Consider the following 26558-nt stretch of genomic DNA (forward strand, 5'->3'; position numbering starts at 1 on the left):
GACGACACAAGACAAGGAGGGACGGCAGCCCCCGTCGCCCTCAAGGTGGCGGTCTGATGCCGACACTTCGATGGCACCTACCCCGGAACTCGTAACGGCCGCCCTCGCGACCGTCAACGACCCTGAGATCCGTCGGCCGATCACCGAGCTCGACATGGTCAAGAGCGTTGAGATCTCCCCCGAAGGGATGGTTCGGGTCGGCATCTTCCTCACGGTGGCGGGCTGTCCCATGAGGGACACCATCACCCGCGAGGTCACCGGCGCGGTCTCCAAGGTCGACGGGGTGACCGGCGTCCAGGTGGAGATGGACGTCATGAGCACGGAGCAGCGCAAGACGCTCCAGACCAAGCTGCGCGGCGACCGGGGGCCCGAGAAGGAGATCCCGTTCGCCAAGCCCGGCTCGCTGACCCGTGTCTTCGCGGTCGCCTCCGGCAAGGGCGGCGTCGGCAAGTCCTCCGTCACGGTGAACCTGGCCGCGGCCATGGCCTCCAGCGGCCTGAAGGTCGGCGTCGTGGACGCCGACATCTACGGCCACAGCGTCCCTCGCATGCTGGGCGTCTCCGAGCGGCCCACCAAGGTCGAGGACATGATCATGCCTCCGGTGGCGCACGACATCAAGGTGATCTCGGTCGGCATGTTCAAGCCCGAGGGCAACACCCCGGTGGTGTGGCGCGGCCCCATGCTGGACCGGGCGCTGCACCAGTTCCTCGCCGACGTCTACTGGGGCGACCTGGACGTCCTGCTGATGGACCTGCCTCCGGGCACCGGTGACATCGCGATCTCGGTGGCGCAGCGCCTGCCGTCCGCCGAGATCCTCGTGGTGACCACCCCGCAGCAGGCCGCCGCCGAGGTGGCCGAGCGGGCCGGGTCGATCGCCGCGCAGACCCATCAGCAGATCGCCGGCGTCATCGAGAACATGGCCTGGCTGCCGTGTCCGCACTGCGACGAGAAGATCTCCGTCTTCGGCGAGGGCGGTGGCCAGACGGTGGCGGACGCGCTCACCCGCACGCTCGGCGCCCGGGTCCCGCTGCTCGGCCAGGTCCCGATCGACATGCGGCTGCGCGAGGGCGGCGACGAGGGCAAGCCGCTCGTGCTCACCGACCCCGACGCCCCCGCCGCGGCCGAACTGCGCCGTATCGCCGAAGGGCTGGGCAAGCGGTCGAACAGCCTCAAGGGGCTCCAGCTCGGCATCTCCCCCACGCGCGGCCGTTAGGGCCGTCGGGCCGGGAAAACGAAACAGGAGGCGTCCCCCTCGGGGGGCGCCTCCTGTCCGTCGTATCAGGTCGTCATGAACCCGCGGACGGGATCTCGCCGGGCGATCAGGTGGCCTCGGGGTCGCCACGACCCCGCAGACGGGATCTCGCCGGGCGATCAGGTGGCCTCGGGGTCGCCACGACCCCGCAGACGGGATCTCGCCGGGCGATCAGGTGGCCTCGGGGTCGTACGGCGGGATCTCGCCGTAGCCGAGCTCACTGGCCGCCTCGGCCGCGTAGGACGTGGCGTAGGCCGGAGCGGCCACCGCGGTGGTCGCCGAGGTGCCGTTCCAGTCGTCCTCGAGGTCGGCGGTGAGGTGCTTGCGGACGAAGTTCTTCGGGTTGAGGTCCGCGGGGTCGAAGTCGGAGAACTCCGGGCCCAGCCCGCTCCTCAGGTCTTCCTTGGCGTTGTTGGCCATCCGCCGCAGGTTGCGGATCGTCTTGCCCGCTTGGGCGGCGGCCTGCGGTAGTTTCTCCGGCCCGAAGACGAGCAGGGCGATGACCACCAGCGCCGCGATCTCAGGCCAGCCGAGTCCGAACACTGTGATCTCCTACGGGCTCAACGCCAAGGTCCGCTCTCCGGCGTATACCCCCGGAGTGCTTCCAGACTAATGCCCTCAAGCGCAAGCATGCACCCATAGGTCGTCTGATCAGGAAGGTTCCGGCGGACGCCCCACGCGTGAGGGCGGTTGAGGGTTTCCGGGGCGTCTGCCGTACGGTGGCCGGGTCAGGACGGGGAGGGTTCCGGGGTGGGCGTGCCGATGTCCGCCTGCACCACCATGGTGGTCGTCTTCTCCTGGCCACCGCGCTGGAACTTGACCTCCAGTCTGTCGCCGGGTGCCCTGCCCCGGACGAGGGCGATGAGCTCGTCGCCGCCCTGCAGCGCGATGCCGTTGACTTCGAGGATGACGTCACCGGGCTTGAGGCCCGCCTTGTCCGCCGCACCGCCGGGTGTGACCGGCGGGACGCCCTGCCGGGCCTCGACCGCGATCTTCACTCCGGCACCCTGGTGGGTCGAGTCGATGAGGACGCCGATGCGTGACCGGCTCGCCTTGCCGGTGGTGACCAGCTCCTGGGTGACCCGGCGCGCGTGGTTGACCGGGATGGCGAAGCCGAGGCCGATGCTGCCGCCCTGCTCGCCGCTCAGCTGACGGCCGAGGGTGGCGATCGCCGAGTTGACGCCGATGACCTCGCCGTTGGTGTTGACCAGCGGGCCGCCGGAGTTGCCCGGGTTGATGGCGGCGTCGGTCTGGATGGCGCTGAACCAGGTGGCCTCGGTGCTGTTCTCCTCGCCGGCCTGGACCGGGCGGTTGAGGGAGCTGACGATGCCGGTGGTGACCGTGCCGGTCAGTCCGAGGGGGGAGCCGATCGCGATGACCGGGTCGCCCACCACGACGTTGTCGGAGTTCCCGAGGGTGATCTCCGGCATGCCGAAGGTCTGCTCGGGCTTGACGACGGCCAGGTCGGACTCGGGGTCGCGGCCGACGATCCGGGCGGAGGTGGTCTTGCGGTTGCTGAACTGGATCTGGATCTGCCCGCCGTCCGCGGCGGCCGCGACCACGTGGTTGTTCGTCACCACGTAGCCGCCCTTGATCAGGAAGCCGGAGCCGGTGCCCGCGCCGCCTCCGCCCTCGACGGCCAGCGAGACCACGCTGGGCAGCACCTTGGCCGCCACACCCGCGATCGAGTCCGGCGGCCGGGCGCTGACTCCGCTGGGAGCGGCGGGCAGCTCGTAGGCGCTGTCGGTCAGGCCGCCGTCACGGGTGAGCAGGTAGGTGCCGACGCTGCCGAGCGTCGAGGAGAGCAGCGCGATGATCACGGCGAGGGCGACGAAGGCGCCGGTGCCCAGGCCGCGCCGGACGGGGGCCGCGGAGTTCCCGGAAACGCCGGGGACTCCCGCGACGGTCGCACCGCCGAACGGCCCGCCGGGCGGCGGCGCCCAGCCGGGGCCCATACCCGACGCCTGGGGGGGCGGAGGCGGGGACGCGGCGGCGAAGGTCGCGGTGTCGTTGTGCGGCCGGCCGTACGGCGGCGCCATGACCGTGGTGTCGCCACGCGGACGGCCGGAGGGGTCGCCCCAGCCGACCTCCTCGGCCCGGCTCCAGCCGTCCGGGCTCTCGCCCGCGGACCTGAGCTGCTCCGGAGGCCCTCCCAGCTGGCTCCAGCCGTCGTCCCGGGGGTGTTCGGCGGCGCGGCCGGGCGTGCTCTCGGCGGGCAGGAAGTCCGGCCGGGAAGGCTCCGGAGCGGGGGCTCTCACGCCGGTCAGATCCGACGGCACGCGCCCCTCGGCGGCGTCTCCCTCGTGGGTGCGGGGGTCGTCGGTCATCGAATACTCACTACTCCTCGCCTCGTATGAGGCCGCTCATCGGCAGCAGCCAAGCAATCTTCCCTGGAGCGGCATACGAGAGACATAAAGCACGCCTCCCCCGGAGAGGTCACTCCGGGACAGCGGACGGCCTCCGCCCCGGACCCAGATCGTATGCCCGTCGCGCCACCGCGCATGCCATCCCCGGGATGCCGCTCGTACGGGAGCCCGAACAAGACATACGCCGACGCAACCGGCAAACTATCCGGACGCTCCCAACAAGCTATCGCGCTGGGCTATTTCACGCGGCCGCCCGCCGCGGCGGCCCCGGCACGACGGAACGCGCGGGGTCGCCGCGGCGGGCGGCGGCGGGATCACGAGACGGGCGCGGCCCTCACGGGCTGGGCGTGAGCGGCGTGGGCGAGGGGGTCGGCGTCGCAGTGCCGGTCGGCGCGACGTTCCTGGACTGGTTGGCGAACATCTCCGACGGCGGGACGCGCGGGGCCGACTCGGTGCCGTTCACGACGAACAGGGTGCCCAGCGCCACCGCCGCCGAGGCGAAGCCCACCGCCACGTAGCCGGCCCGGCGGGACCGGCGGGGGCCGGAGGACGCACGGCCGCGGGGCCGGTTGTCCGGCGGGGCGATGCTGTGCATGCTCGGGATCGGTGCCCCGCCGAAGGTCCGGGAGGCCGGGAAGGGCCGCTCACGCGGCGGCAGCGGGCCGCCGGGCTCGGCCATCCGCAGCAGCGACACGGTCAGGTCCGCCGGGATCGACGGCCCGTCCAGGGACCGCAGGCGGCTCTTGAGCGCGCGCATGGTGTCGACCTCGGCCCGGCAGTCCGCGCAGAAGGTCAGGTGCGCCAGGGCACGGTCGCGCTCGTGGTGGTTCAGCTCTCCGTCGACAAGCGCCGAAACACGCTCTCCAAGATGACTCATGCCAGCTCCTTGCCAAGCGGCTCGTTGTGACATTCGCCTCTGACGGTCGTGCTCACTTCGGGCCCTCGCTGCTCTCTCATGCGAATTCCTCCCCGCGCGTGATGGTGGGGGGGAAGTGGTCGCCGCGGGGCGCGCGGTGCTCCAGCGCGTCGCGCAACTGGGCCCGGCCGCGGTGGATGCGGCTGCGGACGGTGCCGAGCTTCACGCCGAGCGTCGCGGCGATCTCCTCGTACGACAGTCCCTCGATGTCGCACAGGACGACGGCGGCGCGGAACTCCGGCGCGAGCGCGTCGAGCGCCGCCTGGATGTCGGCCTCCAGGTGGCTGTCGTCGTAGACCTGCGCGGGGGACGGCTCGCGCCCGCGCAGCCGCTCGGCCGCGTCGTCGGCGAGCCCCTCGAACCGGATGCGCTGCCTGCGCCGCGCCATGTCGAGGAACAGGTTGGTGGTGATGCGGTGCAACCAGCCTTCGAAGGTTCCCGGCGTGTAGTTCGACAGGGACCTGAAGACCCGGACGAAGACCTCCTGGGTGAGATCCTCGGCATCGTGCACGTTGCCGGTCAGCCGGTAGGCCAGCCGATATACGCGGGCCGAATGGGTTCGGACGACCTCCTCCCAGGTGGGAGGCGTCCAGTCAGGCACGGGAGCGTCCACCTGGTGGTCGGATCCGTCCACCAGAACTCCTCTCTCGGGGACCACCGCTATCGCCATAGTGCCTGGTTTTGTCCCTTCGTGCGTACTCATCATCTGCACGACCGGCAAAGGCCGCTTAAACCGTGCAACGCACTGGCCGTGACATGAGTTCCCGATCGGGCCTGACTCCCTTAGGCTGCGACCCAGTGTCTATGTGACGGTGTACGGAGAAAGCGGGAGGAGAGGCCGATGGCAGAGACGCCGACAAGTCCGTTGGAGGCCACTCTGGCCTATGCCGAGGACTTCCATCCCGAGGACGAGATCCTCCGTACCGCACGGCAGCGGGCCGCCGAGGTGGGCGCGCCCCCGATCGCGCCCAGCGGCGGCGCCGCCCTCTGTTTCCTCGCCACGGCCATCAACGCCCGCGCCGTCGTGGAGATCGGCACCGGCTGCGGCGTCTCCGGCCTGTGGCTGCTGCGCGGCATGCGCCAGGACGGCACGCTCACCAGCGTCGACGTCGAGCCGGAGCACCAGCGCCTGGCCCGGCAGAGCTTCGCCCAGGCCGGTTTCTCCGGCGGACGGGTCCGGCTGATCACCGGCCGCGCCCTCGACGTGCTGCCGCGCCTGTCCGACGGCGGCTACGACCTGGTCTTCTGCGACGGCGCCAAGCAGGAGTACGGCGACTACCTCGCCGAGGCCATCCGGCTGCTGCGCCCGGGCGGCATCGTCACCTTCGACAACGCCCTGTGGCACCACCGGGTCGCCGACCCCACCCAACGCGACCCGGACACCGTCGCCGTACGGGAGCTGGGCAAGCTGGTCCGCTCCGACGAACGGCTCCGCCCGCTCCTGCTGCCCCTCGGCAACGGCATCCTCGCCGCCGTCAAGCTCGCCGGCTAGCGCCGTATCCGGCACCGTTCGCCCTGCTGGAGTACGGTCAGCCCTTGAACGGCGACGAACAGCCGGGCCTGCATGACGACGAGCAGGTGCGTCAATCGGTGCTGCTGTCGGCCCGGGGCGTGCCCGTGGCGGAGATCACCGAGATGACCTCCGCCATCCCGACCGGGTCCGTCCGTGCCGCCTTGGCCGCCGCCCCCGTGCCGGGCCCGCACGCCGCCTCCAGCAGGTGGTCCCCGATCGCGAAGTCGATCGCGTGCGCGACCGGGCTACCGTTCTCATCGAGCTGCTGGTAATTCCTCAGATTGATGCCGAAGGCGAACCGGCGGCCGCCGTCGGCATCGGAGAACGCGAAGGTCTGCATTCCGGGGACGCTCCCGTCGTGCCCCCAGAACCTGCCGCACGGCAGGTCGAGGGGGAAGATCCCGAGACCGTAGTCGATCACGGCGCCCGACAGCGACCGGATGGACACGGTCTTCCGCATCTCGGCGAGCAGAGCCGCGTCGAGCAGTTCGCCGCGCAGCAGCAGCCGGAAGAAGCGGTTGAGGTCCTCCATCGTCGAGACGGCCGCAGCCGAGGTCCAGCCCCAGGACATGTTGTAGACGCTGTAGTCCTTGGGCGGGTCGAAGAACCCGAAGAGCGCCTCGTACGCCTTGGAGCTCGGCCCGGGCAGGTACGGCGTACGCGGGAACCACGTGTGCCGCAGCCCGGCCTTCCGGAAGACGTGGTCGGTGATGTACCGCTCGGCGCTCATGCCCGTCACCTTCTCCAGTAGCAGGCCGGCGATGACGAAGTTCGTGTTCGAGTACACCCCGGGCGTCGCCCCCGGCTGCCCGGTCGCGGGGGCGCCGAGCCCCGCCCGCGCCAGCTCCTCCGGCAGGAAGGTACGGAAGCGGTTGGCGTCCAGGCTCCCGACCGTCGGGAAGAGCACCTCGATGTGGTTGGCGATGTGGCTGGTGTGGTTGAGCAGCATGCGTACGGTGATCCGCCGCCCGCGCTCACCCGGGATCACATCCGGCAGATAGCGGCCGACGGGGGCATCGAGCTCGATCGTGCCCTTGCCGACCTGCTGTAACACGGCCACCGCAACGAACGACTTGGTGACGCTCCCGGCCCGGTGCACCATCTCGGGACGCATCGGGCGGCGGGTCTCGACGTCGGCGATGCCTGCGGCGCCCTTCCACCTCCGCCGGCCGTCCACGACGTTCGAATGGATGCCGTACATGCCGGCCTCGTGCACGGCGTCCAGCGTCTGGCGCAGCCGCTGCCGGTCGAGGCCGCCTTCTGCAGTGGCGTCCGCAGTGGCGGCCGCAGGGCTCGCCGCGAACAGCGCGGCGGCCAGGGTCGCGGCTGCCAGCCGCGAGGCGGACGTACCGAATCGACACATGGTCATGGCGCCCAGCATGCGTCTTCCGATTCATGTACCGGCTTGCTCTGCGGCGCGACTGCCGTAGGCACACGGTAGGACGGGCTTACCCAGTGGTAAGACGGGCGTACTCACCGCGCGCCACCGGCCGCACGGTACAGGTGATCGATTCGCTTTCGGCCGCCCGTCGTCGTGGTGGTCTTCTTGGTCTCGCGCTTCTTGGTCTCGCGCTTCTTGGTCTCGCGCTTCTTGGTCTCGCGCTTCTTGGTCTCGCGGCGCTCAGGAAGGGTGAGGCCCTGGGCCGTCCGGCTCAGCAGCCGGACGGCAGTTCACAGCGGCGCGAACGTTGCCTGATGCGGCACCGGGAAGGGCCGCAGACGCCCCGGGAGCCGTTCCCCGGCCGGTCCGCGGCCCGGAGGCCGCGAGGCGGGGAAACAGCCCCTCGTACGGCCTCAGCCGCCCGACAGCCACTCCAGCAACAGGCGCACCCCGAAGCCGGTGGCTCCCTTGGTGAGGATGCCCTCGTCGGCGGTGCTGCGCCCGACCCCCGCGATGTCCAGGTGCGCCCACGGCCGCTTGCCGGTGAACTCGCGCAGGAACAGCGCGGCGGTGATCGAGCCCGCGCCGTAGGTGGATCCCGCCTCGATGTTGGCCAGGTCCGCGACCGACGACTCCAGCGCCGGAACGTAGTCCTCGGTCAGCGGCATCCGCCAGAGCCGCTCGCCGCTGCTCTCCCCGGCCTCGGTCAGTTCGGCGGCCAGCCCGTCGTCGGAGGCGAACAGGGCGCCCAGGCCCTTGCCCAGGGCGATGCTGATCGCCCCGGTCAGCGTGGCGACGTCGACCATGACGTCGGGGTTCAGCTCGGCGTCGGCGTAGGCCAGCGCGTCGGCCATCACCAGGCGGCCCTCTGCGTCGGTGTTGAGCACCTCGACGGTCCGCCCGCCGTACTGCGTGATGACGTCGCCGGGACGCTGGGCCGTACCGGAGAAGGCGTTCTCGGCCGCGGCGATCAGGCCGGTGACGCGGACCGGAGCTCCGAGAGCGGCCAGGGCGCCCAGGACCGCGATGACGACCGCACCGCCCGCCATGTCGGTCTTCATGAACTTCATGCCCTCGGTGGGCTTGATCGACAGGCCGCCGGTGTCGTAGGTGATGCCCTTCCCGACCAGGACGACGTGCTTGAGCGGGGTACCCCCGGCACGGCGCTCGGTGGCGTCCTCGGGCTCGTAGGAGAGCTGGATCAGCCGCGGCGGGCTCACCGCCCCCTGGCCGACGGCCAGGATGCCGCCGAAGCCCTCGGAGAGCAGGGCGTCCTCGTCCCAGATCCGCGCGCTCATCCGGCCGCGCGGGCCCTCCTCGGCCAGCTGCTCCAGGGCCCGCTCCGCGAGCCACTGGGGGGTCTTCACCGAGGAGGGCATGTTGGCCAGGTCTCTGGCGAACGCGACCGCTTCCGCGATCACCCGTCCCCGCTCCACCGCGGCCTCGGCGCCCTCGCCCGCGAACTCGATCGCCGCCACCGGTCCGGAGCCGCTGTTCTCGCCGATCCGGAAGGTGTAGGAGGCCAGCAGCGCGCCCTCCACGAGCGCCGCCCCGGCGGGCCCTGCGGGCAGCACCACGCTGAGCGCGTCCCGCCCCCTGGCCCGGCGGGCCACCGCCGCACCCGCCTTGCGCAGCGCGGCGGCCGAACCGTCGCCGACGCCGTACAGCAGGACCCGGCCGACGGCGTCGCCGCGCGCGACGGGCACCTCGACGATCTCACCCGCCTCGCCCTTGGCCTGGTAGTGGCCGAGCAGCGCGGCGGCGGGCAGCGGGAGCTCGACCTGCGGGTCGAGGTCCGCGTCGAAAGGAACCGCGAGCAGCTCGGCGTCGGCCGGCATCCGGACGGCCGTAGTGATCGAGGTCTGTATGGGCACGTGGTAGCTCCACTTCTCAAACCGGTGAGAACGCCGCGGCCCTGGCACGGGCCACCGCAGGGGGGCCTGTTCGCCAGGGCCGTGTCGTTGGTCGGCGCACCGCCGGGATCAGGTCGGCCTCAGCCGACGACCTTCTTCAGTTCCTCTCCGAGGGCGCCGGCTTCGTCCGCCGAGAGCTCGACGACAAGCCGCCCGCCGCCCTCCAGCGGGACCCGCATGACGATTCCCCTGCCTTCCTTGACGACCTCCAGCGGACCATCGCCGGTCCTCGGCTTCATCGCCGCCATGCGTGTATCCCTTCCTGCTCCGGGCTTTCGGATCTCCCACTGACCCGAGGGTGGCCGACGCATTCACGTCTTCTGTGATGTCCTATTATCCTGCCTCCACGCTCAGAATGGGAACGATCAGCTTCCCCTTTGACACCATCTGGCACCCGGCACCGTTGTACCGGACCCCTCCGGCGACCAAACTTGTCTCCGTGAACGCCCGCGCCGCGCTGTTCGATCTGTACGGGGACCACCTGCGGTCCCGGGGCGGCCGTGCGTCCGTCGCCGCTCTCGTCCGCCTGCTCGCACCGCTGGAGATCGCGGCTCCCGCCGTGCGCACGGCCGTCTCGCGGATGGTCCGCCAGGGATGGCTCGCTCCGGTCCGCCTGCCCCGGGGGCCCGGCTACGAGGCCACTCCGAAGTGCGTGCGCCGTCTCGACGAGGCCGCGCTGAGAATTTACCGAGCCGGGACGATCACCTGGTCGGGCCGGTGGCACCTGATCGTGGTCGAGCCGGTCCGCGAGCGCCCCCGGCGTGAGCGGCTCAGGGCCAGCCTGTCCTTCCTGGGGTACGCGCCGCTGTCGGAGACGACCTGGGTCGGCCCCCGTCCCTCCCCCGAGCTCGACACGCTGATCGCGGGCGAGGGAGTGCACGCCGAACGGTTCGACGCGGTGCTCGACGGCGATGCCCGGGCCCTGGTCGCCCGGACCTGGGATCTGGAGGCCATCGGGGCCGCCTACGAGGAGTGGCTGGCCCGCGCGATGGAACTCCTCGGCGCCCTGCCGGACGACGCCGACGACGACCGGATGTTCGCCACCCGCAGCAGGCTGGTGCACGGCTGGCGCAACTTCCTGTTCCGCGACCCAGGTCTCCCCGCCGACCTCCTCCCGCCGGGCTGGCCCGGCGAGAAGGCACGGGCCTACTTCGAGCAGGAGGCCGCGCGCCTGCTCCCCGCCGCCGCCGCCTTCGTCGACCGCCACCTGGCCGAATCCTGACCGCGCCGAACCCTGAAGGGGGTCTTCCGTTGAACGATGTCCTCTATTCCGTCGACGAAGCCGTCGCCACCATCACGCTGGACCGCCCCGAGGCGATGAACTCCCTGACCGTCCGGGCCAAGACCGATCTGCTCGAGGCGCTGACCAGTGCCGCGCAGGCCTACGCCGTGCGCGCGGTTCTGCTGACGGGGGCGGGGCGGGCGTTCTGCGCCGGCCAGGACCTCACCGAGCACGCCGCCAACCTGGAGGCGGGCCGGGGGCTCAACGACACCGTGCGCACCCACTACAACCCGATCATCCGGGCGATCACGGAGATGGGCAAGCCGGTCGTCGCCGCGGTGAACGGCGTCGCGGCGGGCGCGGGCGCCTCCCTGGCCTTCGCCTGCGACCTGCGGATCGCCTCCGACAGGGCCAAGTTCACGATGGCCTTCACCGGGATCGGGCTGGCCCCCGACTCCGGCGCGTCCTGGACCCTGCAGCGCCTGGTGGGACCGGCCCGCGCGGCCGAGCTGCTCCTGCTGAACGAGCCGATCGACGCCGCCCGCGCGCTGGAGCTCGGCATCGTGTCCAAGGTCGTCTCGGCCGAGGACCTCGCCGCCGAGGCCCGGGCTCTGGCCGTACGGCTGGCACAGGGCCCGACCAGCGCCTATGCCGCGACCAAGCAGGCTCTGGCATCAGCGGCCGGCAGTACGCTGAACGAGGCGCTGGAGCTGGAGGCCGACCTCCAGGACGCCTGCGCCAAAACCGGCGACCACCTGAACGCCACCCGCGCGTTCCTCAGCAAGGAGCGCCCGGTCTTCCAAGGGCGTTAGGCATCGGCGCCGGCGTCGGCCGGGGCGTTCTCCGTCCCGGCGCGTCAGGCTCCGAGCGGTGATCGTCGTCCCGGTGCTGGTCGCGCTCTTCGCCGTGCTGCTGGTGATCGCTCCTCCGACGCTGGGCAAGCCCCTGGGATTCCTGGCCGTGCTCGTCGCCGGCGGGGTCGCCGTGCTCCTGGGGAGGCCGGCGCACGCCCTCCGGACCAGGCTGGGAGTCACCGCCGAGGAGGCGAGGGCGATCGTCGCCGGGGCGCGGGCCCGCCGCCGGGGATGACGCGGAACGCCGGGAGACACGGCTCAGGCTCTCAGGAGGGGTTCAGCCCGGGAGGAGGGGTTCAGGCGCTCAGGAGGGGCTCAGGAGCTCAGGAGAGGCCGTCCCGGACCCAGCAGCCGGAGACGTGGTCGTTGACCAGGCCGATGGCCTGCATCAGCGCGTAGGCGGTGGTGGGCCCGACGAAACGGAAGCCGTGCCGCTTCAGCTCCTTGGCCAGGGCCCGGGAGCCGGGTGTCTGGGCGGGCACGTCGGCGTCGGTCCGCGGCGCCGGGGATCCCGGGTCGGCGTAGCGCCAGACGAGGTCCGAGAGGCCGACGTCGAGGGCCACCCGGGCGTTGGCCACAGCCGCCTCGATCTTGGCCCGGTTGCGGACGATGCCCGGGTCGGCGAGCAGCCGGTCGATGTCGGCCTGGCCGAACGCCGCCACGGCCGGGATGGAGAACCCGGCGAAGGCGGCGCGGAAGTTCTCCCGCTTGCGCAGGATCGTGATCCACGACAGGCCCGACTGGAACGCCTCCAGGGTGAGCCGCTCGAACACCCGGTCGTCACCCTCGACCCGGCGACCCCACTCCTCGTCGTGGTAGGCGATGTACTCGGGTGCGGAGGTCACCCATCCGCACCGCGTGATCCCGGTCACCGGGCCTCCTTCACGTCCTCCCGCCCGGTCGCCCGCGTCTCCTCGTCCGCCTCCCCGGCCCGCTCCGCCGCAGAGGCCCCGTCGCCGCCGTCCCGTTCGCCGGCCGGAGCCCGCTCACCGTCCAGGGGCCCTTCCCCGGCCGGGATCGGCTCGTCGGCCGGAGTCCGCTCGTCGGCGGACATCCGCTCGTCGAGGGGCATCGGCTCGTCGGCGGATTCCGCGGCCTGACCGGCGGCCTGTTCCGGCGCCGGGGAACCGGTGCCCGCCCACGCCTCCCCTGCCTCGACGAGGCCGTTCTCGGGCAGCTCGGCGGGCTCCCCCTCCGGGATCACGGGCTGGTGCCGGGTGACCGGGCCGTACGCCGGGCCGGCGAGCGCTTCCTGGCGGGCCTGGAGCTTCCCGGCGAGCAGCTCCGCCACCCGCTGCTCCAGAACCGCGATCCTGGTGTCACGCTCGCTCAGTGCGTTCGCGACCCGCTGCAGCGTCTCGTCCACGCTCTGCGTGTGATAGCCGACCAGGCTCACGGGGAGCTGCAGGGCCATGAAGTCCACGGCGCTGAGCTGTGCGGCGTCGGGCAGGGTCAGAGGGGGGACGTCGGGGGCGAACTCGGTCAGCTCCCCGCCCCTTCCCATGGCGACCGCCACCACACCGGCGAGAATGGCGAGAGCGGCAAGGGCGAGTACGACCAGCACACTACGAATCGTGCCACAACTCCTGGCTTAGGATCGCGCCATGGTGGCTCTCATGGTGATCGGACCGGACGACGACGGCGAACCCGGCTGGGTGGAGGCCCGTTCGACAACCGAGATCGAGCGGCTCGCCCAGGCCGGGCGCACCGTTCTCGTCACGCCCGCGAAGCTGGCCGGGGAGACTCCCGCGAAGCCGGCCGGGGAGGGCGGCGCGTCCGCGGAGCCCGGGAAGCCGGGAGAGCACGAAGAACCGGGAGAGCACGAAGAAGAGGCCGCGGAACTGGCCGCGGCCTCGATCTGCGCCTGGCTGGGCGCCCGTGTCTTCCGTACCGGCCGTCCCGACCAGGTACGGCTCGCGGTCGAGATGACCGAGTCCCTGGCCGGTCGCCGTCCCCCCGCACTGGCCCGTCGCGGCCTCGCCTGACCCGCTCGCCTGGCTCGCCGGCGCTGCCCGGTCACCCGGCCGAGGCCTCGCCCACCTCCTCCGGGGTGGGGCTCAGGTGCCGGGTCCTCTTCTCCAGGTGCTCGAACGCCTCCTCGACGGTGGTGGTCCAGGAGATCGCGTCGAAGACGTCCGGACGGGTGAAACCCGCCTCGTGCATGTTCCCGACCAGTTCCCGCAGCGGGGCGTACAGGCCCCACGGGTCCAGGACGACCAGCGGCTTGTCGTGGAGTCCGAGCGTCCGGGTGGTCCAGATCTCGAAGAGTTCCTCCAGCGTGCCGATGCCGCCGGGCAGCACCAGGAAGGCCTCGGAGCGGGCGTCCATGACGCCCTTGCGCTCGCGCATGTCGGCGGTGACGATCAGCTCGTCCGAGTCCTCGTCGGCGACCTCGATGTCCACCAGGGCCTGCGGGATCACTCCCACCGTGCGGGCGCCCGCGGCACGGGCGGCGCGGGCCACCGCGCCCATGCACGACACCCTGGCTCCTCCGCTGACCAGGGTGTGCCCACGCCGGGCGAGTTCGGTGCCCACCTCCTCGGCCAGCACCAGGTATTTGTCGTCAATCCTCTGACTCGATGCCAGGAATACGCAGATGAACACAGACCAACCCTATTGGGCGTCGGCGACCGTCCGCTGAACCGACTCCTCCTCGTCCTTGCGCTGACCGGACCTCCCCCGGTCCGCCTCGGCGATGATCCGTACGGCCTCGTCCGGGTCATCGGTGACGTGGATGAGATCCAGGTCCTCCGGGGAGATCTTCTTGGTGGCCGCGAGGGAGGACCTGATCCATTCGATCATCCCGCCCCAGAACTCGCTGCCCATCAGGACCACCGGGAAGGAGGTGACCTTCCGGGTCTGCACGAGCGTCAGCGCCTCGAACAGCTCGTCCAGCGTGCCGAAGCCGCCCGGCAGCGTGACGAACCCGCAGGAGTACTTCACGAACATGGTCTTGCGGACGAAGAAGTAGCGGAACTCGATGCCGAGGTCCACGTACTCGTTCATGTGCTGCTCGAAGGGGAGCTCGATGCCGAGCCCGACCGAGATGCCACCCGCCTCGGCGGCTCCCCTGTTGGCCGCCTCCATGCAGCCGGGACCCCCGCCGGTGATCACGGCGTATCCCGCCTCGGAGAGCTTCCTGCCCAGTTCCACCCCCAACCGGTACTCGGCCGAGTCCTGCGGGGTCCGGGCCGAGCCGAAGACGGTCACCGCCTGGGGGAGCTCGGCCAGCTGCCCGAAGCCCTCCACGAACTCGGCCTGGATGCGCAGCACCCGCCACGGGTCCATGTGGAGCCAGTCGGCCGGCCCTCGCCGATCGAGAAGTCGCTGGTCGTAGGTTGAATCGGGGACGAAGTCGCCGCGGACCACGGCGGATCCCTGACGGCGTTCCGGGCGTGTTCTCTTCATGCCGATCACGCTAGCGCCCCCTTGGAAAAAATCTTGAAAATTCCCTCTGAAAACACGGAACCGGATTTCGACGGGGCTGCGTCTAACTGCCGAGGGTGCTGCTCGGGACTGAAAGTGGCTTTCCCCGCCAAATGGCCGGCGAGGAAAGCCACTTTCTTTTGTGCGGCATCCCTCCGGCGGTTCCGCCTCAGCGTCGCCATCGACCCGCGAGGAGGCGCCGGTGCGCTGGACCGAGGAGGACGTCGGAGCGCAGCGACGCAAGTCCGACGAGGGAAGGCACCGGTTACCAGCCCCCGAGCCGCGACGCCCAGCGTCGCCATCGACCCGCGAGGGGGCGCCGGTGCGCTGGACCGAGGAGGACGTCGGAGCGCAGCGACGCAAGTCCGACGAGGGAAGGCACCGGTTACCAGCCCCCGAGCCGCGACGCCCAGCGTCGCCATCGACACAGCGTCGCGGTCAGCCCAGCCAGGCGAGCATGCGGCGCTCGCATTCGGCGATCTTCTCCAGGGACACGAACTCACCGCGCTGGTGGGCCAGGTTCGGGTCACCGGGACCGTAGTTGACGGCGGGGATGCCGAGGCCGGCGAAGAGGGAGACGTCGGTCCAGCCGAGCTTGGCCCGCGGCACGCCGCCCACGGCCGTCACGAACGCGGCCGCCGCCGGGTGGGTCAGGCCGGGCCTCGCGGCCGGAGCCCCGTCCGTGAAGCGGACCTCGAAGCCGTCGAACACCTCGCTCACGTGGTCCCGCGCCGCCTCCAGGGACAGGTCGGGGGCGAAGCGGTAGTTGACCGTCACCACGCACTCGTCGGGGATCACGTTGCCCGCGACCCCTCCGGCGACGCCCACCGCGTTCAGGCCCTCGTGGTACTCCAGCCCGTCGACCACCGGCATCCTCGCCTCGTAGCCCTCCAGGATCTCCAGCACCGGCCGGGCCGCGTGGATCGCGTTGACCCCGAGCCAGGAGCGGGCGCTGTGCGCCCGCCGGCCCCGGGTGACGACCTGCGCCCGGAGGGTGCCCTGGCAGCCGCCCTCGATCGTCCCGTCGGTGGGCTCCATGAGCACCGCGAAGTCCCCGGCGAGCCACTCGGGACGGTTCCGGCTGAGCCGGAGCAGCCCGTTGCGCTCGGCCTCGATCTCCTCGCAGTCGTAGAAGACGTAGGTCACGTCCCGGCTCGGCGCCTCCAGCGCGGCGGCCAGCTTCAGCGCGACCGCGACGCCGCTCTTCATGTCCGAGGTGCCGCAGCCGTACAGCAGGTCGCCCTCGACCCGGCTGGGCAGGTTGTCCGCGACCGGGACGGTGTCGAGGTGCCCGGCGATCACCACCCGCTCGCCCCGGCCGAGGCGGGTGCGGGCCACGACCGAGTCGCCGTCGCGGTCCACGCTCAGGTGCGGCAGGGCCCGCAGCGCCTCCTCCACCGCGTCCGCGAGCGCCTTCTCCGCGCCGCTCACCGACTCGATGTCCACGATGCGCGCGGTGAGCGCCCCGACGTCCTGAGTGAGATCCAGCCGCGTACTCATGCCAGCGACCCTATCGCCGCCGCTGTGCGCGCGCTCCCCGCGATCTCCGCGCTCCCTGCCGGTACGGCTTACCCGAACTCCACGAGCCGCGCGACGGCCGGGGGGCATGTAGGTTCTTCACCGTGCAGCGGCGGCTTTCCAGAGGTGTCATCACGATCATCGTGATCGTGACCGTGCTCGCGGTGGCCATCACCGCGGGCGTCTTCGTGCTGATCAACCGGTTCACCACGCTGACCGAGGCGACCGAGGGCTGCACGATCACCACCCCGGACGGGACCCTGGAGCTGGAGATCGAGCAGGCCCAGGTGGCCGCCGCGATCGCCGGGGTGGCGCACCGCCGCAAGCTGCCCGAGCGGGCCGTCGTGATCGCCTACGCCACGGGCATCCAGGAGTCGAAGCTGCTGAACCTCGAATTCGGCGACCGCGACTCGCTCGGGGTGTTCCAGCAGCGTCCCTCGCAGGGGTGGGGCACGCCGGAGCAGTTGCTCGACCCGGTCTACGCCTCCGGCAAGTTCTTCACCGCGCTGGTCAAGGTGAAGAACTACCGGAAGATCCCGCTGCACGAGGCGGCCCAGGAGGTGCAGCGCTCGGCTGACGGCTCGCTGTACGCCCAGCACGAGGAGAACGCGAAGATCCTGGCTGCGGCGTTCACCGGCCGGGTGCCCCGCGCGGTGCACTGCTGGTTCTCTCCCGAGGGCGACGAGGAGACCCCCGCGCCCGCCCCCTCCCCGGACGAGGCCAGGCGGGAGCTGGCCCGCACGCTCGGCGCCGGGACCACCCTGGACGTCTCCTCCCGCAAGCGCGGCTGGCTGATCGCCACCTGGTCGCTGGCCCACGCCCAGAAGTACGGCCTGCGCCGGATCCGGTACGACGGGCACGCGTGGAACGTGACAGCGGGTGAGGAGAACGCCTGGCAGGCCGACGCCGGAGCCTCCCGGGAAAGGGTCCAGATCTCCTGACCGCCCGGTCCCTCAGGTCTTCTCCCCGCTCACGCCTTCTCCCCGCTCACGCCTTCTCCCCGCTCACGCCTTCTCCCCGCTCACGCCTTCTCCCCGCTCACGCCTTCTTCCCGATCAGACCTTCTTCCCGATCATGATCGAGCCCGGGGGCAGCGGCTGGGCGTAGGCGGAGGCCCACGGCTCGCCCTGGATCCGCTCGAAGGAGAGCAGGCGGCCGTCGGTCGCGCGGTAGTCGGCGAAGTCGAGCAGTCCGCGCTCCGGCGTCCCGGTGAAGCCCTCGGAGCGGAAGGCCGCGGTGCCCCGCTCCCCCGGGAAGAACTCCACCCCCTCCACGATGATCATCGTCTTGGCGGGAACCATCCCCTGGGTGGGGACCGGCGTCCACAGCAGCACCTCGAGATGGGGCGCGTCGTCCGGGGTGAGGCCGGCTCTCGTCTCGACCGAGAGCCAGCGGTGGCGGCGGCTGCCGTCGTCCAGCAGGTACTCGGTCCACTGGACTCCCTGACACGACAGATACAGCGCGCCGAGGACACGGCTGCGCGCCCCCTGGCACTCGATGGTGTCGCCCACCTTGATCGTGCGCGGGTCGGGATAGTCGATGCCGACGTGGCCCGTGTCGGGCAGGGGAGGAAGCGGCGACGGCCGCTCGGCCTCGGCGGGTAGGGGGGTCTCGCCGGAAGACTCGGCCACGGACGTCTTGCGGTCCTGGCGCGTGGTCGCGTAGAACGCGCCAAGCAGCAGAATCGCGGTGATCGCACTCAGTCCGAGTATCACGGCGACCGCAGGGGTCATGCCGCGGGATCCTACTGGAGGCGGCGCACCGCCGCATCGACACGTTCGTCACTGGCCGTGAGGGCGACGCGGACATGCCGGTTCCCGGCCTCGCCGTAGAAGTCGCCGGGCGCGACGAGGATGCCCTTCTCCGCCAGGGCGCGCACCTGGTCCCAGCAGCTCTCGCCGTTGGACGCCCACAGGTACAGGCCCGCGGTGGAGTGCTCGATCCGCCAGCCGGCCGCCTCCAGGGCCGGGCGGAGCGCCGCCCGGCGCGCGGCGTAGCGGCCCCGCTGCTCGTCGGCGTGCGCGTCGTCGTCCAGCGCCACGGCCATCGCCGCCTGGACCGGGGCAGGCACGATCATCCCCGCGTGCTTGCGGACCTCCAGCAGCCTCCGGATCAGCGCGGGATCCCCGGCAGCGAACCCCGCCCGGTATCCCGCCAGGTTGGAGCGCTTGGAGAGCGAGTGCACCGCGAGCAGCCCCTCGTGCGAACCGCCGCACACGTCCGGGTGCAGGATCGAGATCGGCTGCTCCTCCCAGCCCAGCTCGATGTAGCACTCGTCGGAGGCCACGATCGCGCCGCGCTCGCGCGCCCAGGAGACGACCTTGCGCAGGTGCTCGGCGGGCAGGACCCGGCCGGTCGGGTTGGACGGGGAGTTCACCCAGACCAGCGGCACCCGCTCGGGGCCGAGCGCGAGCAGCCCGTCGGTGGCGTACGGCTCCGCGCCCGCCAGGCGCGCGCCCACGTCATAGGTGGGGTAGGCCAGCTCCGGGAAGATCACCCGCTGGCCGGGGCCGATGCCCAGCAGCGTGGGGAGCCAGGCCACGAACTCCTTGGAGCCGATCAGCGGCAGCACGGCCGCCTGGTCGAGGACGACCCCGTGCCTGCGCCGGAACCACCCGGCGGCGGCGGTGCGCAGCCGTTCGGTGCCGTAGGTCAGCGGGTAGCCGGGGCTGTCGGAGGCGTCGGCCAGCGCCCGCCGTACGACGTCGGGCACCGGGTCGACGGGGGTGCCCACCGACAGGTCGACGATCCCGCCGCCGTGCGCCTGCGCCATCTCCTTGTACGGCGCGAGCCGATCCCACGGAAAGTCCGGCAGCCCGATCACAGTTCTCCCAGCCAGGCATGCCCCGCCCAGGGGGAGCGGGGAAGGTCGTCGACGAAGCCTCCGTGAACGGGACGGCGCGGCGGCCGTCCCGTTCACGTCGGCGTTGGGTGTGCCCGCCGGGCCCTCGCCTCGGCGAGGACCCGGCGGGACGGGCCTCTAGTGGTCCTCGGCCTGCGGGGGCAGGGCCGCGACGATCGGGTGGTCCTTCTCGATCTTGCCGACCTTGGAGGCGCCGCCGGGCGAGCCCAGGTCCTCGAAGAAGTCGACGTTGGCCTTGTAGAAGTCCTTCCACTGCTCGGGAAGGTCGTCCTCGTAGAAGATCGCCTCAACGGGGCAGACGGGTTCGCACGCGCCGCAGTCCACGCACTCGTCGGGGTGGATGTAGAGCATGCGCTCGCCCTCGTAGATGCAATCGACGGGGCACTCCTCGATGCACGCCTTGTCCAGGACGTCCACGCAAGGCTGCGCGATGACGTAGGTCACCTCGGGCTCCTTCTTCTTTACGCACCTAGGCACGACTTCGACCGCGGGTTGCTACGCCCTAGTATTGCCGTGCCCGCCACTTCTCTGAAACGCGAGGGGGTCCTCTACGGTGTCTCCCGCCTTCGGAGCTCGGCTGAGTATCACCATAACCCCTGCTGACGTGGGGAAAAGGGTGACGACCCGGCGACGGGTCCCCGAGGGGTTCCGCGACGCCGTGGGCGAGCTGGAGTTCTGGCGGGACGGCGTGCTGGGCGTGCGCAAGCGCGACGGGACCCTCGTCGAGATCCCCGAGGAGTCGCTCGCCGCGGCCAAGGTGGTCGCAGGCGGGGCGTAAGCCGTTCACCAAGAAAGCTCGCGCCTCCTCGACCCCGTCGGCCGCCGCCATAAGTATCCGGCACGTGACTGTACGCAGCATCGCCGCCGTGGCGCTCTCCGCCGTGACGCTCTCCGCCGCGCTCGCCGGATGCGGGGCCGCCGAGGTTCCGGCACCCCGGAGTGATCAGCCCTCCCAGGTGAAGGTCCAGGCCGCCTCCGTGCGAGAGGGCTTCACGAGCATGGACGGGCTCATCGAGGCGGCCAAGCGGGAGGGCTCGCTCACGGTGATCGCGCTGGCGCGCGACTGGGTGAACTACGGCGAGATCATCGAGGCATTCTCCGACGAGTACGGGATCAAGGTCACCGAGCTCGAACCGGGAGCGAGCAGCACGCGCCAGATGGAGGCCGCCGCGCAGCTCAAGCCCGACGTCTTCGACCTGAGCCTGGAGGTGGCGGTGGCCAACGCCGACTCCTTCGCCCCGTACCGGGTGCACGGCTGGCAGGACATCCCCGACGATCTCAAGGACACCGAAGGGCGCTGGTACGCCGCCTACGGCGGGTACATGTCCATCGGCTACGACTCACGCCGGGTCGCGGCCCCGGCCTCCTACGCCGACCTGCTCAAGCCCGGCTACAGCGTCTGGCTCCCGGGCGACCCGCGGCGGAACGCCGCCGCCTTCGGCGGCGTGATGGCGGCCTCGATCCGGGACGGCCGGGCCGATGCCGAGCGGGGCGTGGAGTTCTTCGCGCGGCTGAAGGAGGCCGGGAACCTCGCCGCACCGGGGCAACCGCCCACCGCCGTCCTCGACTGGGACTTCCTCAACGCCGCCCGGGCCGCCGAGGACGCGGACGACGGGCCGGGCTGGAAGGTCACCGTCCCGCGCGGCGCCGTACTCGGGTCCTACTACGTGCAGGCGGTCAACAAGGACGCCCCGCACCCGGCCGCGGCCCGGCTCTGGCAGGAGTTCCTCCTGTCCGACCGGGGCCAGAACCTGTTCCTGAAGGGCTTCGCCCGGCCGGTCCGGACGGAGGCCATGCGGATGCGCGGCACCCTGGACTCCGAGCTGGCCGGCAGGCTCCCCGCGGCGGACGGCACGCCGGTGATCCTGACCATCCCGGAGGCCGACGCGGCCAAGGCATACCTGCAGCGTGAGTGGGCCGGGACGATCGATCACCAATGATGCTGGTGAGACTGATATGTCGGGACATGCTAAAGGCTCTAAAGTGATGGGAGAGCACCGGAACGGGGCCACCCTGTCTCAGAATGTGAGCTGATCGTCTTGCGATACGACACACCGAGCTTGATGAGGTGGACCGCTCGCACTCATGACACCGGCTTCGGATACGTCTCGGCACACGGCGCCCCCCTGGTCGACCTCCTCGACCCGCAGCCCGGCGAGCGCATCGTGGACCTCGGCTGCGGCACCGGGGTGCTGACCGCCGAGATCGCCTCCCGGGGCGCCCACGTGCTCGGGATCGACGGCTCCCAGGCGATGATCGAGAAGGCCCTGGCGCAGTATCCCGGCCTGGACTTCATCGTCGGCGACGGGCACGACTTCGTACTCGCGCAGCCGTACGACGCGGTCTTCTCCAACGCGGCTCTGCACTGGATGAGCCGCCACCCGGACGCGGTGATCGCCAGCGTCCGCGAGGCCCTGGCCCCGGGCGGGCGGTTCGTGGCCGAGATGGGCGGCGCGGGCAACTGCGCGGCGCTGACGGCCGCGGTGTCCACCGCGTGGCGGGAGTACCGGCTGCCCGACCCCGACCTGCCGTGGTACTTCCCGACCCCGGCCGAGTACGCCACCCGGCTGGAGAAGGGCGGGTTCGCCGTCCGCATTCTCGAGTACTTCGACCGGCCCACGCCACTTGACGAATGCCCCGACGGGGCGGCGGACTGGGTGCGGATGTTCGCCGGATCGTTGCTCCACGGGGTGCCCGCGGACATCGTCGAACCACTGCTGCGCCGGGTGAACGAGCTGGCAGCACCGGCTCTGCGGCGGGAGACCGGCTGGATGGCCGACTACGTCCGGCTACGCTTCGCCGCGGTACGTCGCTGACCAGATCCGTGCGCTGGGGTGATTTGCCAGACTATGGTCTGTTCTATGAATCTCGCTCTCCAGCGATGAGGAGTGGATTGGGCGGCTTGAGGGGCTGGTGAAGGAACGGATGAACTTCTGTCTGAGTGACCTCGTGCCACCGCTACGCTGGAGCGACGCGGCGACGATCCCGGTCCTGCGCGACCAGCCCGGCCTCCCGGACGCCTGGTGGCGCGCCCTGCCGCTGTCCCGGGTGCTCGCCGTGCTCGGGCCCGAGCGGCTCGCCGGGACCCTCTCGGAGATCGCGCTGACGCACTGGCCCGCCGCCTGCCTGGGCGACGTCCTGCCCGCCCTGTACGTCCTGGACCCCGACGAGGCCGCGGAGCTCGACGAGCCCTGCACGGCCATCGCCCTGGACCGGGTCGGAGGGTCCTGGCCCGCGCTCCTCGCGCTCACCGGCCACGACCTCCGCGACCAGCCCTTCGTCAACACCCGGCTCCTCCTCGACACGCTCTTCGGCGCCGTCTTCACCCGCCTGGCCCCCGGCACCGCATCCCCCGCCGAGCCGGTGACCTCCTCCGCCACGGCTGAAGCCCCCCTCGCCGCCGAGCCCGCAGCCTCCCCTGCCGCGGAGCCAGCCATCGCCGAGCCGGTGGCGTCCTCCGCTCCGGCGGACCGGCCCGTCTCTGAGACGGAGGTGAAGGCGAGCGCACCGGCGGGCGCCGAGGCCTTCCCCGAAGCCGGGGCCGAGGCCGAACCCGACACCGCCGCCGGAACCGAGGCTCCCGCCGCGGCCGGGGTGGAGAGCGCCACGGCCGGGCTGCGGATCGAGGACGTCAACCCCGAGTCCGAACCCGAGTCCAAGCCTGAGCCCGAGTCCAAGCCTGAGCCCGAGTCCAAGCCTGAGCCCGAGTCCAAGCCTGAGCCCGAGTCCAAGCCCGAACCCGAGTCCAAGCCTGAGCCCGAGTCCGAGGCGGCCCCCGAGCCGGAGGCCGTCGGCGCCGCGACCGGCGTGGAGGCACGGGAGGCGCAGGGCCCGCAGGACCTGCACGCCCTGATCGACGCGGTGTTCACCGGCCTGGACGACCTGAGCTGGGCCGTCGCGCAGAACCGGGTGTTCGGCGACGAGCCGGCGGCCGTGGAGGCGCTGGCCAAGCTCTTCGCGGTCCAGCCCGAGGTCATCCAGGACGCCGAGGCCGGGTTGCGCAGGCGGCTGGACGGCTGGCTCGCCTCCGCCGCGGCGGCGCCGTACCGGGAGCACCTGGCCCGGATCAGGACGGGTCTCGGCAAGGCCGCCCCCAAGAAGCGGCTGGTCGAGGCGGCCGACTGGCACGCGCGTGAACTTCTCTCCCTCAACGTGCCCGCCTGGCAGTTCGTGCTGGGAACCCTGCCCGACTACTACCTGGTCGACGGCTGGCTGGTGGACGGCGACATCGCGGAACTGCGGCACCGTACCCGCGACCTGATCAGCGGGGCCGAGCGTCCCACGACCGTGAGCAAGGCCCTCGAACTGGTCTCCTCTCTCGGTATCCACCCCGACGTGGCCAAGGAGTGGCTGGAGAACGTTCCCCAGCTCCGCATCCTCGGCACAAACGGTACGAGCAGCACGAACGGCACGAACGGCGCGGCGGCCCAGCCCTCCGGCAGCGCACGCCCCGCCCCGCCCGAGACCGCGGCGTGGTTCACCAGCAGCACGCCCCTCGGCCCGCCGGAGACCGCCCAGGCGCCCAACGGCGCTCCCCCGGTCCCGCCCGAGGCCGTCCAGATCTCCGGCGGCGTGCCTCCCATCCCGTCGGCCGCGGCGCTGGCCCGGCCGTTCGTGGCGGAGCCGCCCGCCGGTGAGGCGGGAGGCGAACCGGACCAGATCAAGTCCCCGGTCCGCCCGCTCAAGGACGTGGCGCTCACCCGGCGCTGCTTCCGGCAGCCCGACGGCCGGTGGTGGCTGAGGATCGACATCACCGACGAGCACATCGAGGGCGCCGAGTGCCCGTTGCCCGGAGGGTTCGCCGCCTACCTGGGGCTGGGGCCCGGCGACAGCCGAACGGTCAGCAGCGCGGCGGGTGAGCTGACCCTGAGCTGGCAGGACCGGCCGGTCCTGGAGTCGCTCGGCCCCCTCCTGCGGGACGCGGGCGCCAAGGAGGGAAGCCATCTGTTCCTGACGCTGTCCGAGGGTGGGGTCCTGCGGGCCAGGCACCTGCCCGCCGCCGGACCGGGAGTGGAGCCGATCATGCGGGCGCTGCGCCTGGTGGGCTACACCGCTCCGTACGAGAACGCCGAGCACGCCGCGCGGGTGATCGCCACCCGGGTCGGGATGGCCGGGCCGGTGAGCCTGCCCGGCCTCCTCACCCGCCTGCGCGAACGTGGGGACCGCGACCTGCACTCCCTGCTGGCGTAGCCGATGCCGCGACTCGCCCTCTCCCCCGAGTTCCCCGCCGAACTCAGCGCCCTGGCCCCGCCGGTGCGCCGGGATGTGGTGACCTCCGTGCGCCGGTTTCTGCAGAACGTGTCGGGCGCCCCGCATCCGGAGCGGGTCAGGGGCGCCAGGGACGACCGGGTCGCCACGCTGCGCCTGGCCGACCGGTACCGCGGCGTCGTGGTCAGGCAGCGGGACGTCTACTGGCTGCTGACCGTCCTGTCGGACGCCGACGCCTGGTCCTACGCCCAGCGTTACCGGTTCGGGGTCAACAGGGCGCTGGGTGTGGTCGAGGTGTGGGACGCGGCGGCGCTGGAGCGGGTGGAGCCGGCGATCCGCAGGGCGGCCGGGGCCTGCACGGCCCGGCTGTTCGCCGACATCTGCGACACCGACCTGGCCTCGCTGGGCATCGACCACCGCTTCCTTCCCCTGCTGCGGCAGATCGCCGATGAGCTGACCCTGGAGGCGCTGGAGCCGCTGCTGCCCCCGACGCAGTACGCGCCGCTGGCCGCGCTGGCCCGGGGGGAGTCGGTGGCCGGGGCCTGGCGGGAGCTGGATCTCTGCCGCGCGGTCACCCCCGCCGCGGGAGACGGGGAGCCCACGGGGTCCGGAGGGTCCGCGGAGCCCGTCGAGCCCGTGGTGGACCCCGACGACCTGACCACCGCGCTCCTGCGCAGCCCGGACCGCGCCGTCTTCGTCGACGGCCCGCGTGAGCTCAACCACGTGCTGGACGCGCCCGAGTGGTGCGTGTTCCTGCACCCCCCGCAGCACCGCCTGGCCCGCGGCGGCCCCTACGACCGGCCGGTCCTGGTCACCGGCGGCGCCGGCACCGGAAAGACCCTCATCGCCCTGCACCGCGCGGCCCACCTGGCCCGGGGCGGGGCGGGCCAGGTCCTGCTCGTCACCTTCTCCCAGGGGCTGATCTCCGATCTCTCCGCCAAGCTCGACCTGCTGATCGAGGACGAGGTGGTGCGCAAGCGGATCGAGGTCGGCAACGTGGACCGGCTCGCCCACCGCATCGTCTCCGACGCCGAGGGGCGCTCTCCCGTGCTCGTCGGCGCCGCCGAGCTGACCGCGCTCTGGCGGGAGGCGGAGAGCGATCACGGCCCGGCCTTCCTGCTCCGCGAGTGGGAGCAGGTGATCCTCGCGCAGAACCTCCGCACCCTGGACGAGTACCTGGCCGTCCCGCGCCCCGGCCGCGCCGTCGAGCTCTCCGCCGAACAGCGCGCCGACGTCTGGCGGGCCGTCGGGCACGTCACCGGCCGCCTGGCCGAACGGGGCAAGCGCACCCTGCTCCAGCTGGCCGCCGAGGCGGCGACCCTGCTCGGCCGGTCCACCGGGGACCTGCTGGAGGAGGCGGAGCCCGGGCGGGAGCCGTACCGGCACATCGTGGTGGACGAGGCGCAGGACCTGCACCCCACGCAGTGGCGGCTGCTGCGCGCGGCGGTGCCGTACGCGCCGGACGACCTGTTCATCGTGGGCGACCCGCACCAGCGGATCTTCGACACCCGGGTGGCGCTCGGCTCGGTGGGCATCGACGCGATCCAGCGGCGGCTCCAGGTGTCCTACCGGCTCCCGCAGGAGATCCTCTCCTGGGGGGTACGACTGCGCGGGGGCGGACCGGCCGACGGTCTGGTGGCCGGGGTTCAGGAGTTGTACGGTTTCCGCGCCACGCGGCACGGCCCGCGCCCGATGGTCCGCGCCTACGATTCGCCGGAGGACGAGCTGAACGGTCTGGTTACGCACGTCTCGCAGTGGCTGGAGGACGGCGTCCGCCCGGAGGAAGTCGGGGTGGCCGCCAGGACCGCGGAACTGGTCCGGGACGCCAGAGCCGCACTGCGTGATTCGGGGGTGCGGGTCACCACGCTTCACGGTATGAAAGGTCTGGAGTTCCGGCGGGCCGCCGTGATCGGCGTCGCCGACGGAATCGTTCCCGCTCCCGGGTCACTCACCCCGGCCGAGGAGGATCCCGCGGCCCGGGCGCACGACCTCCAGCGCGAACGCGGCCTTCTCTACGTAGCGTGCACGCGGGCTCACGAGCTGCTCTACGTGTCCTATTCCGGTCGCGCAAGCCCCTTTCTCCCTACCTGACCACATACTCTGAACTGCGGATACATTCCCCTTTG

The 26558-nt window shown here is 71.8% G+C and carries 27 protein-coding genes; 12 read left to right on the forward strand and 15 right to left on the reverse strand.

The window, feature by feature from the left end:
* Positions 1 to 70 precede the first annotated feature (70 nt).
* Positions 71 to 1213, forward strand: a complete 1143-nt coding sequence (locus IEZ08_RS12395) for an Mrp/NBP35 family ATP-binding protein (RefSeq protein WP_068926998.1) — start codon at positions 71 to 73, stop codon at positions 1211 to 1213.
* Between the two features lie 210 nt (positions 1214 to 1423).
* Here IEZ08_RS12395 and IEZ08_RS12400 read toward each other — a convergent pair whose 3' ends face one another.
* From IEZ08_RS12400 to sigE, 4 genes are all read right to left on the reverse strand, one after another.
* On the reverse strand, positions 1424 to 1795 hold the full coding sequence (locus IEZ08_RS12400; RefSeq protein WP_068927000.1) for a sec-independent translocase: 372 nt from the start codon (positions 1793 to 1795) through the stop codon (positions 1424 to 1426).
* Between the two features lie 185 nt (positions 1796 to 1980).
* Positions 1981 to 3579: a S1C family serine protease gene (locus IEZ08_RS12405; RefSeq protein WP_068927002.1), complete on the reverse strand. Its 1599-nt coding sequence runs from the start codon at positions 3577 to 3579 to the stop codon at positions 1981 to 1983.
* Positions 3580 to 3952: 373 nt separating this feature from the next.
* Positions 3953 to 4495: an anti-sigma factor family protein gene (locus IEZ08_RS12410; RefSeq protein WP_068927004.1), complete on the reverse strand. Its 543-nt coding sequence runs from the start codon at positions 4493 to 4495 to the stop codon at positions 3953 to 3955.
* Positions 4496 to 4571: 76 nt separating this feature from the next.
* Positions 4572 to 5204 (reverse strand): RNA polymerase sigma factor SigE, encoded by a 633-nt coding sequence (gene sigE, locus IEZ08_RS12415; RefSeq protein WP_068927005.1) that lies wholly within the window; start codon positions 5202 to 5204, stop codon positions 4572 to 4574.
* A 171-nt stretch (positions 5205 to 5375) separates the two neighbouring features.
* Here sigE and IEZ08_RS12420 point away from each other — a divergent pair, with 171 nt between their 5' ends.
* A complete protein-coding gene (locus IEZ08_RS12420) occupies positions 5376 to 6026 on the forward strand; it encodes an O-methyltransferase (protein ID WP_068927007.1) in 651 nt (216 codons plus the stop codon).
* A 91-nt stretch (positions 6027 to 6117) separates the two neighbouring features.
* Here the strand turns inward: IEZ08_RS12420 and IEZ08_RS12425 are convergent, their stop codons facing one another.
* The 3 genes from IEZ08_RS12425 to IEZ08_RS12435 form a co-directional block, all read right to left on the reverse strand.
* Complete coding sequence (locus IEZ08_RS12425; protein WP_229803069.1) at positions 6118 to 7416, reverse strand: serine hydrolase domain-containing protein; 1299 nt, start codon at positions 7414 to 7416, stop codon at positions 6118 to 6120.
* A 425-nt stretch (positions 7417 to 7841) separates the two neighbouring features.
* Positions 7842 to 9266, reverse strand: a complete 1425-nt coding sequence (locus tag IEZ08_RS12430) for a leucyl aminopeptidase family protein (RefSeq protein ID WP_068929177.1) — start codon at positions 9264 to 9266, stop codon at positions 7842 to 7844.
* A 155-nt stretch (positions 9267 to 9421) separates the two neighbouring features.
* Positions 9422 to 9589: a DUF3117 domain-containing protein gene (locus tag IEZ08_RS12435; protein ID WP_068901342.1), complete on the reverse strand. Its 168-nt coding sequence runs from the start codon at positions 9587 to 9589 to the stop codon at positions 9422 to 9424.
* Between the two features lie 191 nt (positions 9590 to 9780).
* Here IEZ08_RS12435 and IEZ08_RS12440 point away from each other — a divergent pair, with 191 nt between their 5' ends.
* From IEZ08_RS12440 to IEZ08_RS12450, 3 genes are read left to right on the forward strand one after another with little or no spacing between them, the layout of a single operon-like run.
* Positions 9781 to 10563 carry a PaaX family transcriptional regulator gene (locus IEZ08_RS12440; RefSeq protein WP_068929178.1) on the forward strand — a complete coding sequence of 261 codons (783 nt, stop codon included), beginning with the start codon at positions 9781 to 9783 and terminating at the stop codon, positions 10561 to 10563.
* Positions 10564 to 10592: 29 nt separating this feature from the next.
* On the forward strand, positions 10593 to 11375 hold the full coding sequence (locus IEZ08_RS12445) for an enoyl-CoA hydratase-related protein (protein ID WP_189242170.1): 783 nt from the start codon (positions 10593 to 10595) through the stop codon (positions 11373 to 11375).
* 58 nt (positions 11376 to 11433) lie between these two features.
* Positions 11434 to 11652 (forward strand): hypothetical protein, encoded by a 219-nt coding sequence (locus IEZ08_RS12450; protein ID WP_068927013.1) that lies wholly within the window; start codon positions 11434 to 11436, stop codon positions 11650 to 11652.
* Between the two features lie 88 nt (positions 11653 to 11740).
* Here the strand turns inward: IEZ08_RS12450 and IEZ08_RS12455 are convergent, their stop codons facing one another.
* Together IEZ08_RS12455 and IEZ08_RS12460 are read right to left on the reverse strand one after the other, a co-directional pair.
* Entirely contained in the window at positions 11741 to 12289 is a 549-nt protein-coding gene (locus tag IEZ08_RS12455; protein WP_068927015.1) for a DNA-3-methyladenine glycosylase I, read from the reverse strand.
* Positions 12286 to 12981: a hypothetical protein gene (locus tag IEZ08_RS12460; RefSeq protein WP_068927017.1), complete on the reverse strand. Its 696-nt coding sequence runs from the start codon at positions 12979 to 12981 to the stop codon at positions 12286 to 12288. The genes IEZ08_RS12455 and IEZ08_RS12460 overlap by 4 nt, the downstream gene beginning before the upstream one ends.
* A 40-nt stretch (positions 12982 to 13021) precedes the next feature.
* On the opposite strand from IEZ08_RS12460, the gene IEZ08_RS12465 reads away from it, so the two are divergent.
* Positions 13022 to 13402 carry a hypothetical protein gene (locus IEZ08_RS12465; protein WP_068927019.1) on the forward strand — a complete coding sequence of 127 codons (381 nt, stop codon included), beginning with the start codon at positions 13022 to 13024 and terminating at the stop codon, positions 13400 to 13402.
* Positions 13403 to 13433: 31 nt separating this feature from the next.
* Here IEZ08_RS12465 and IEZ08_RS12470 read toward each other — a convergent pair whose 3' ends face one another.
* The 3 genes from IEZ08_RS12470 to dapE form a co-directional block, all read right to left on the reverse strand.
* Entirely contained in the window at positions 13434 to 14021 is a 588-nt protein-coding gene (locus tag IEZ08_RS12470) for an LOG family protein (RefSeq protein ID WP_068927021.1), read from the reverse strand.
* A 9-nt stretch (positions 14022 to 14030) separates the two neighbouring features.
* Positions 14031 to 14825: an LOG family protein gene (locus tag IEZ08_RS12475; RefSeq protein WP_068929179.1), complete on the reverse strand. Its 795-nt coding sequence runs from the start codon at positions 14823 to 14825 to the stop codon at positions 14031 to 14033.
* A 456-nt stretch (positions 14826 to 15281) separates the two neighbouring features.
* Positions 15282 to 16343 (reverse strand): succinyl-diaminopimelate desuccinylase, encoded by a 1062-nt coding sequence (gene dapE / locus IEZ08_RS12480; RefSeq protein ID WP_068927023.1) that lies wholly within the window; start codon positions 16341 to 16343, stop codon positions 15282 to 15284.
* A gap of 122 nt (positions 16344 to 16465) precedes the next feature.
* Between dapE and IEZ08_RS12485 the strand changes: the two genes are divergently transcribed.
* Positions 16466 to 17302, forward strand: a complete 837-nt coding sequence (locus tag IEZ08_RS12485; protein WP_068927025.1) for a hypothetical protein — start codon at positions 16466 to 16468, stop codon at positions 17300 to 17302.
* A 114-nt stretch (positions 17303 to 17416) separates the two neighbouring features.
* Here IEZ08_RS12485 and IEZ08_RS12490 read toward each other — a convergent pair whose 3' ends face one another.
* The 3 genes from IEZ08_RS12490 to fdxA all read right to left on the reverse strand — a co-directional run bounded on the left by IEZ08_RS12490 (position 17417) and on the right by fdxA (position 19668).
* Positions 17417 to 18094: a DUF4178 domain-containing protein gene (locus tag IEZ08_RS12490; protein WP_068927027.1), complete on the reverse strand. Its 678-nt coding sequence runs from the start codon at positions 18092 to 18094 to the stop codon at positions 17417 to 17419.
* Between the two features lie 11 nt (positions 18095 to 18105).
* Complete coding sequence (gene dapC, locus IEZ08_RS12495) at positions 18106 to 19185, reverse strand: succinyldiaminopimelate transaminase (protein ID WP_084780700.1); 1080 nt, start codon at positions 19183 to 19185, stop codon at positions 18106 to 18108.
* A gap of 156 nt (positions 19186 to 19341) precedes the next feature.
* The gene (gene fdxA, locus IEZ08_RS12500) at positions 19342 to 19668 is read right to left on the reverse strand and encodes a ferredoxin (protein ID WP_062339033.1); all 327 of its coding nucleotides are present in this window, start codon (positions 19666 to 19668) and stop codon (positions 19342 to 19344) included.
* A gap of 160 nt (positions 19669 to 19828) precedes the next feature.
* Here fdxA and IEZ08_RS12505 point away from each other — a divergent pair, with 160 nt between their 5' ends.
* The 5 genes from IEZ08_RS12505 to IEZ08_RS12525 all read left to right on the forward strand — a co-directional run bounded on the left by IEZ08_RS12505 (position 19829) and on the right by IEZ08_RS12525 (position 26523).
* Positions 19829 to 20002, forward strand: coding sequence for a putative acetyltransferase (locus IEZ08_RS12505; protein ID WP_425312315.1), 174 nt, complete (start codon positions 19829 to 19831; stop codon positions 20000 to 20002).
* 64 nt (positions 20003 to 20066) lie between these two features.
* On the forward strand, positions 20067 to 21164 hold the full coding sequence (locus IEZ08_RS12510; RefSeq protein WP_068927031.1) for an ABC transporter substrate-binding protein: 1098 nt from the start codon (positions 20067 to 20069) through the stop codon (positions 21162 to 21164).
* A 123-nt stretch (positions 21165 to 21287) separates the two neighbouring features.
* Entirely contained in the window at positions 21288 to 22040 is a 753-nt protein-coding gene (locus IEZ08_RS12515) for a class I SAM-dependent methyltransferase (protein ID WP_068927033.1), read from the forward strand.
* 109 nt (positions 22041 to 22149) lie between these two features.
* The gene (locus IEZ08_RS12520; protein WP_176728606.1) at positions 22150 to 24414 is read left to right on the forward strand and encodes a hypothetical protein; all 2265 of its coding nucleotides are present in this window, start codon (positions 22150 to 22152) and stop codon (positions 24412 to 24414) included.
* A gap of 3 nt (positions 24415 to 24417) precedes the next feature.
* Positions 24418 to 26523, forward strand: coding sequence for a UvrD-helicase domain-containing protein (locus tag IEZ08_RS12525; RefSeq protein ID WP_068927037.1), 2106 nt, complete (start codon positions 24418 to 24420; stop codon positions 26521 to 26523).
* The last annotated feature ends 35 nt before the right edge of the window (positions 26524 to 26558 follow it).

Source organism: Planobispora rosea, from assembly GCF_014648175.1.
Lineage (GTDB): Bacteria > Actinomycetota > Actinomycetes > Streptosporangiales > Streptosporangiaceae > Planobispora > Planobispora rosea.